At 60.4% G+C, this 6,688-nt stretch carries 3 protein-coding genes; 2 read left to right on the top strand and 1 reads right to left on the bottom strand.

From position 1 onward, the window contains the following. Both IRZ24_RS15070 and IRZ24_RS15065 read left to right on the top strand, forming a co-directional pair. Positions 1-583, top strand: a 583-nt coding sequence (locus IRZ24_RS15070; RefSeq protein WP_297165672.1) for a TetR/AcrR family transcriptional regulator, incomplete at its 5' end; no start/stop codon positions are given. Positions 584-769: 186 nt separating this feature from the next. Beyond that, the gene (locus tag IRZ24_RS15065; RefSeq protein WP_297165670.1) at positions 770-2,446 is read left to right on the top strand and encodes an MDR family MFS transporter; all 1,677 of its coding nucleotides are present in this window, start codon (positions 770-772) and stop codon (positions 2,444-2,446) included. Between the two features lie 172 nt (positions 2,447-2,618). On the opposite strand, the gene gltB is transcribed toward IRZ24_RS15065, so the two are convergent. Continuing rightward, the coding region (gene gltB / locus IRZ24_RS15060; RefSeq protein ID WP_297165669.1) for a glutamate synthase large subunit at positions 2,619-6,688 on the bottom strand (4,070 nt) is incomplete at its 5' end.

Raw genomic sequence — 6,688 nt, 5'->3', positions numbered from 1 at the left:
TGAGCAAGCAAACCAGCAGATCCGCGATGAACGCCGGCGGCAGATTTTACACGTAGCCGCCGAGATCTTTGCCCGCCGCGGCCTGGCGGAAACACGCATTAGCGATATCGCCGAGGCCAGCGGCATTAGCCAGGGCCTGATTTATCGCTACTTCTCGAGCAAGGAAGAGCTGTTTAAGGTGCTGATCGAGACCTCCACCAGTGTCACCGCCACGGGGTTGGAGCAGGCTCTCAAGCTGGCTGGCAGTCCCTGGGAAAAGTTGACCTGGCTGACTACGTATATCTGGGAGGGCATCCGCGAGCATCCCGCTCATTTTCAGGTGGTGCTCTACGCCCTGATCAGCGAAGCCGTTCCCGCCGATATCCGTACGCTGGCTTTTGAGCGCGTGCAGGCAACATTGGCCACCTTGCGCCAGTTGATTAGTGAAGGTCAACAGGCCGGCCAGGTGGCCGCGGGCGATCCTGATGAGCTGGCTCTTCTCTATGGGGCCTTGATCCAGGGACTGGCGTCCAGCATCTGGTATATGCCTTACCAGGCCGAGCGCCCTTCTGTTGAGATGATTTTACGTATTCTGAAGCCGTAAGTAGTTCGCCTGTCAGCCAGCCGCCGTGGCACAGGGGATGCAATGGCTTACCGATGCGCACAGCCGAGGCTCAGCGATATCATCAGGCCCCGGCCTGGCACTCTGTCTTGAACCGGCTTATACGGATGTCCGCTCGGACGGACGTCATGTTATCCTTGCGAAGGATGGAAGGAAAGGAGCTACTGAATGCAGCCCTCGTCAAAGTCAGGAGCGCAGAGGCAGCATGAGCAAGTGAGCACATCGCTTCCCCGGTCAACAGAGCTTTTCTCTCCGCGCCAGACGCTGGCGACCATGAGTGGCTTACTACTGATCCTTTTTCTGGCCACACTGGATCAAACCATTGTGGCAACAGCGTTGCCGCGCATCGGTGCCGACTTAGGTGGCTTTGAGGTCCTCTCCTGGATCACTACCGGCTATCTACTGGCCTCAACCGTGACGATCCCTATTTACGGCAGGCTCTCTGACCTCGTGGGTCGCAAGCCCATTTTGCTGGCGAGCATCAGCCTCTTTCTGATCGGCTCCGCTCTGAGCGGACTGGCTCAGTCGCTCACGCAGCTGATCATCTTTCGGACGCTCCAGGGTCTGGGAGCAGGAGGCCTGCAACCAGTGGTCTCGGCAACGGTCGGCGACCTTTTTGCGCCGCGCGAGCGCGGGAAATGGATGGGGATCACAGGCGGGATGTATGCCCTGGGGTCAATCATTGGGCCACTCGCTGGAGGCTGGCTGACCGACCGCTTCTCGTGGCGCTGGATCTTCTCGCTAAACCTGCCCATTGGCCTGGCAGCACTGCTGGTGCTGATCATGATGATGCCAGAACTCAGACCAGGCAGACAGATGGTTTTTATCGACTACGCTGGCGTCCTGCTGCTCACCCTGGGGACGATTCCGTTGTTACTGGCTTTCTCCTGGGCTGGCAACCAGTACCCCTGGCTTTCGCCTCAGATCATGACCTTACTAGGCGCCAGCCTCGTCTTTCTCTGTTTGCTCGTCATCTATGAACGTCACCAGGAGCGGCGTGGTAGAGAGCCGGTCATTGAGCCAAGTCTCTTTGTTGCGAGCTGGGGGGTCTTCGGGATCGCCTCGCTGGTCACCTTCCTCCTCAATATGGCCCTTCTTGGAAGCGCCTATTTTATCCCCCTCTTCGCCCAGGGAGTGATCGGCACCTCGGCAACGAACAGCGGTTTGATCACCATTCCCCTGGCGCTGACGGCGATCGGAGGAGCGGTTCTCTCGGGCCTGCTGCTCTCATGGAGCGGGCGCTATCGCTGGCTGGCCATTGGTGGGGCGCTTTCTGCTGTGGCCGGCTCGCTGTGCCTTGTGCGCCTCAACGCCAGCTCTGGCTGGTCCGATCTGCTTATTGCGATGCTCGTGCTGGGCTTCGGCATGGGCACAGGCCAAGCCATCTACACTACGATTGTCCAGAATGCTCTCCCGCAAAAGATCGGCCAGGCAACCGCCGCTTTGGCCTTCTTCCGTCAGCTCGGTGGGACCTTGAGCATCGCTATCCTGGGAGGGGTACTGTCGGCCTCGTACACGCCAGCCTTTCAGGCGGCCTTACCAGCCGCACTGCGCGACAGGCTGCCCGCCTCTGTGAGCGTGCTCTTTGCCAATCCTCTGATCTTGCTCTCCTCTGGCCAGACGCTCACCAGACTCCGTGCGGGCTTCCTGGCCGCCGGTTCCCAGGGAGCTGCGGCCTACCAGGCCCTGGCCCAGGCGGTGCGCGAAGCGCTGGCGAGCAGCCTCCACCAGGCTTTCTTGATCAGCTTTTTACTCAGTGGACTGACCTTCATTGCCGTCTGGTTCCTCCAGGAGCTACCACTGAGGAGCAAGCGCGATCTGACGAGTATGGGAGCCTCCCAGTAAGGCCCCTTTTTTCTCCTCTGGCCTCTGCGGGAGGTCCGTCTGGTCCGCCTGTCTGCCCCAGCCTGCAGCGAGCCACTACAAAGGGCGTCCGCCGGCCAGCATAGCGGCTGTATCCGGCAGACGCCCGTCTCGTCGTAGAACAGGGCAGCTCACTGCCCATTATGGTTTATGGCTAGCTGCCCACCGCGTCGCGCTTCTCCTCGGGATAGGCTCCCAGGAAATCGCAGGCCGTTTGCACACGCTCGCGCGGCGCCACCCGCCAGAAAAAGCGCTGCATATGGTCCCACTCGGCCAGAATCTGGGCCGCGCGCCAGCTATGGGTCTTCTTGCGATGGAGGACGATCAGCTTGCGCAACGCTTCTGCCTCATCGGGATCGTTGATGCGCTGCAGCTCGACCAGTTCGGTATTACAGCGCGGCGGGAAGGCGCCCTCGGTATCGAGGACATAGGCCACACCGGCGGACATCCCGGCCCCGAAGTTGATACCCGTGCTGCCGAGGACCACCACCATGCCGCCCGTCATGTACTCACAGGCATGGGCCCCAACCCCTTCAACCACGGCCAGGGCACCGCTGTTGCGCACGGCGAAGCGCTCACCCGCACAGCCAGCGGCGAAGAGCTGGCCGCCTGTGGCCCCATAAAGGACCGCATTCCCCATGATGATATTCTTATGGGCAGGATAGCGCGCCGACGGCGGGGGCATGATCACAATCTGGCCGCCGGTCATGCCCTTGCCAACATAGTCGTTGGCTTCGCCATTGAGGATCAGGCGCATGCCTGGCACACAGAAGGCGCCAAAGCTCTGCCCCGCAGAGCCGTGGAAAGTACATGTGACGCTGACGCCCGGCAGCCCCTTGTTGCCATAGCGTCGAGCGATCTCTCCGGCCAGGCTAGCCCCAACCGTTCGATCGGCGTTTTGAATGCTATGCTGTGTGAAGACGCTGCGTTCACCGTTCAAGGCTTGCTCGGCCTCGCTGAGGATCTGGGCCGCTACCTGGGAGCCTGGCGGCGGAGAGACTGGAGCCACAAAGCCCCCCGCTGGTGTTGCCAGGATGGGAGCCAGCTCAATGCGCACATCCTCGGGACATTGCAGCAAGTCGGCTCGCCCGATAATCTCATCGAGGCGCCGTACGCCCAATTGAGCCAGAATCTCACGCACCTCCTGAGCCAGCAGGGTCAGATAGTTGACCACCATCTGCGGTCGACCTGTGTACTTAGCGCGCAGATCCTCACGCTGGGTGGCTATGCCTGCCGGACAAGTATTGAGGTGACATTGACGCGCCATGTCACAGCCAAGCGAGACCATGATGGCCGTGCCAAAGCCAAACTCATCGGCCCCCAGCATCGCCGCGATGACCACATCGCGCCCCGTCTTGAGTCCCCCATCGACCCGCACCTTGACTCGGCTGCGCAGACCGTTGCGTACTAGCGTCTGCTGCGTCTCCGCCAGACCCAGCTCCCAAGGAATGCCAGCGTGCTTGATGGATTGGAACGGCGATGCGCCCGTGCCACCGTCGTGTCCAGCAATGTGAATGTAGTTAGCATGAGCCTTGGCCACGCCTGCCGCAATGGTGCCAACTCCTTTGCTCGATACCAGTTTGACGCCAATGCGCGCCCTCGGATTGACCTGGCGTAAATCGTAGATCAACTGGGCGAGATCCTCTATACTATAGATATCGTGATGGGGCGGCGGTGAGATCAAAGGCACTCCTGGCGCCGTATGGCGCAGACGCGCGATGAAGGGCGTCACCTTGTTGGGCGGCAACTGACCACCCTCGCCTGGCTTCGACCCCTGGGCCATCTTAATCTCCAGCTCCTCGGCACGTACCAAATACTCAGTAGTTACGCCGAAGCGCGCCGATGCCACCTGCTTAATCTTGCTGCTCACTGGATGGCCCTCAAGTAGCTCGTAGTACCAGTCGGGATCTTCGCCCCCCTCACCAGTGTTGTTGCGCCCGCCAATACTGTTCATAGCGGCAGCAATAGTACGATGGGCTTCGGGACTGAGAGCCCCCAGCGACATCGCCGAGACGACAAAGCGGGACCGAATGGCCTCGACCGGCTCAACCTCGTCGATGGGAATGGGTTCACGCGGCACAAAGCTGAGTAGATCGCGGATATTGGTCGGCGGGCGCCCATAGACCAGCTCTGTAAAGCGACGATAGTCCTCAGGATCACCTGTCTGCGCTACCTTCTGCAGAGCACGCACAACCAGCGGGTTAAAGGCGTGATACTCAGCGTCACGGCGATAGCGATAGTAGCCAGCTTCGGGCAGCTTGCGCCGCTGGTGAGCCCCAGCAGCCCCAGCAGCCGCACGCCCAGTCGCCGCCGGCTGCTCCGCCGACTGGGCCAGCTTTTGATGATGCTCGATTAACTGGCGCGCAATCTGTTCGAGTCCGATCTTACCCGGATGAGCTGGCGAGCCAGCAAAGCAGCGCTCCACCAGAGCCGGTTCCAGCGCCACGATCTCGAACTGGCCGCCGCCAATAATGTTGCGCACAGTGGAAATGCCCATGCGCGCCATTACCTTGCGCAGGCCCTCTTCGACACCGTGGAAGTAGCGCTCAACAGCCTCCTCAGGCGTGACCGACTCTAGATGGCGCTCACCGGCCAGCGCGCGCACAGTCGCCAGCGCTACTGCTGGCATCACAGCCTCCGCACCATAGCCAAGCAACAAAGCGATTTGGTGAATATCCCAGGCAGCGCCGGTCTCACAAATCAGCGACACAGAGGTCCGCAGCCCTTGACGGATCAGCTCTTGATGGACAGCCCCTACGGCCAGTAGCATCGGAACAGGGACATGCTCCAGATCGGCCCCCAGGTCGCTCAGAATCAACAGGTCAATCCCCTCATGAACAGCCGCAACCGCCTCGCGTTCCAAACGCGCTAAAGCCGCCTCCAGCCCCGTCGGACCATCGGCCAGCGCGAAAGTGGCTTGCAGCGTACGCGCCCGAAACCCCTGTTCCTCCAGATGACGCAGTGTTTCTAGCTGCGCTTCGGTAAGCAGCGGCGTCTCGAGGTGAATGAGATGGGCATGGCGTGGGGATTCGGTGAGCAGGCTCTCTCGCTTCCCCAAATAGCAGTCTAGTGACATGACCACCTGCTCACGCAAAGGATCAATGGGCGGATTGGTCACTTGAGCAAAACGCTGATGGAAGTAGTCAGCCAGAGAACGGGAGCGCAGCGAGAGGGAAGCAAGCGGGGTATCATCGCCCATACTCCAGATCGGCTCTTTGGCGCTTTGAACCATCGCACGCAGAATCAGCTCAACATCCTCATTGGTCACACCAAAGAGCATTTGACGCTGGAAAAGGGCATCGGCATCGGACTCTTGCCCATCACTACAGCGTTCCGAGGACACCACTTGTGTCAGACGCGTCAAACGCACGAGATGAGCATCTAGCCACTGCTCGTATGGCTGGCGCTGCGCCAACAGCGCCTTGATGTCGTCATCGCGTAGGACAGTATGACGCTCTAGGTCCACAGCAATCATCTGCCCTGGCCCCAGGCGTCCTTTCTCAACTACCTCATGTGGCTCGCAAGGGATGACCCCAACCTCAGAGGCCAGAATCAGCAGCCCGTTCGAGGTGAGAGTATAGCGCGCCGGACGCAGACCATTGCGGTCAAGAGCAGCTCCCACAAAGCGCCCGTCGCTAAAGACCAAAGCCGCCGGTCCATCCCATGGCTCAATCTGACCCGCATGGTACTCGCACCAGGCCCGCCATGCACGATCCAGCTCAGGCATCTGCTCCCATGCCGGTGGAATCAGCATTTGCATACTATGCAGCAGGTCCCGGCCAGAACAGGTCAAGAACTCCAGCACGTTATCAAGCTGGGCCGAGTCGCTGCCACCCTCCTGAATAACGGGCAGCAGATCAACCAGCTTCTCCCCCCAGCGGGCGGCAGTCAAGGCCTTCTCACGCGCCCGCATCCAGTTACGGTTGCCGAGCAGGGTATTGATCTCGCCATTATGGGCCAGCATACGGAAAGGCTGGGCCAACTGCCAAGATGGGAACGTATTAGTGCTATAACGCTGATGGAAAATGGCAAAAGCGCTGCTATAGAGAGGGTTAGCCAGGTCACGGTAGAAACGCGCCAGGGTATCGGGGGCCATCAGGCCCTTATAGACCAGGGTATGGCGAGAGAGAGAAACGACATAAGCTCCGGCGAGGTTGGCCTCCAGCCAGCGGCGCTCGATCAGGCGGCGCGCATAATAGAGCGTGGCATCGAACTCTTCAGGGG

It is taken from the genome of Thermogemmatispora sp. (assembly GCF_019683755.1).
Lineage (GTDB): Bacteria > Chloroflexota > Ktedonobacteria > Ktedonobacterales > Ktedonobacteraceae > Thermogemmatispora.
The sequence above is the reverse complement of the archived record's forward strand: the minus strand, read 5'-3'. Positions and strand labels throughout refer to the sequence as shown.